General features: G+C 67.6%; 1 protein-coding gene and 2 pseudogenes. All 3 read right to left on the bottom strand.

Annotated features, from left to right (window positions below; genetic code table 11):
* On the bottom strand, positions 1-460 hold a 460-nt coding region (locus IH61_RS43805), incomplete at its 3' end, for a 4-hydroxyphenylacetate 3-hydroxylase C-terminal domain-containing protein (protein WP_324607656.1).
* Between the two features lie 21 nt (positions 461-481).
* Positions 482-559, bottom strand: a pseudogene (locus IH61_RS50490) (hypothetical protein); the annotation flags it as partial.
* Between the two features lie 61 nt (positions 560-620).
* A pseudogene (locus tag IH61_RS50495) lies at positions 621-959 on the bottom strand (4-hydroxyphenylacetate 3-hydroxylase N-terminal domain-containing protein); the annotation flags it as partial.
* Between the last annotated feature and the right edge of the window lie 22 nt (positions 960-981).

The raw sequence follows: 981 nt of genomic DNA on the forward strand, positions 1-981 counted from the left end.
GGTCGAGGTAGGGGCGGATCTCCGGGTTGGCCCAGTCCTTGGCGTGCGAGTTGTTGTAGATCAGCGCACTGCCGAGGTCCCGCAGGAAGATCTCCCGGACCTTCGGTAGGACGGAGGAGGAGAGCACCCGGAACGCCATGGCGGTCTCCCCGTTCGGGGTGACGGTGCCGTCCGGCCAGGTGGTGGGGTTGTGGGACATCGAGTCGACCAGGGCCCAGAACATGTTCCGGTAGGCGAGCACCTCGCCCAGGCGGCTCTGCACCCCGCGGAACTCCGAAGTGCCGGTCGTCTCCAGGCACTTGGCGAGCAGGCCGGTCAGGAAGTCCATCTTCACGGCGAAGCGCACGCAGGCGTGGAACATGGCACGGTAGAAGAATCCGGAGCCGTAGAAGAAGTCGTTGGCCTTGTCGACGTCGTAGCAGAACACGTTCTCCCAGGGGATCAGCACCTGGTCGAACACGAGGATGCCGTCGTTCTCGTCCAGCCGGCTGCTGAGCGGCTGGTCGAAGGGGCTGCTGACGGTCGCCGCCGCGAACTCGTACGACGGGCGGGAGAGGATCGAGGGCGGCCCCGGTGCCGACGACCTTGGCGCCCGAGACGACCAGGCCGGCGTCGGTCTCGCGGTCCACCGTCAGCATCACGTCCTTGAGCTCGGTGAGCCCCCGGTTGCGGTCGATCGGCGGGTTCACGATGCCGTGGCCGATGAACAGGACGTTCTCCTGGGCCTCGCGGTACCAGGTGGCGGCGTTCTCCTCGAAGGGCTGGTAGTGCTTCTTGTTGGAGCCCAGGGTGGAGAGGAACGCGGCCTTGAAGTCGGGGGTGCGGCCCATCCAGCCGAAGCCGATCCGCGCCCACTCAGCTATCGCGCGGGCGGAGGTGCGCAGGTCCTCGGCCCGGTAGGGGGCCTTGAAGTACGGGTGGGTGAAGCCGCCGCTGCCGGTGTCGGTCGGGACGATCAACTCGCTGTTGCGCGCCGGGTCG

It is taken from the genome of Streptomyces sp. NRRL WC-3742 (assembly GCF_000720635.1).
Classification (GTDB): domain Bacteria; phylum Actinomycetota; class Actinomycetes; order Streptomycetales; family Streptomycetaceae; genus Kitasatospora.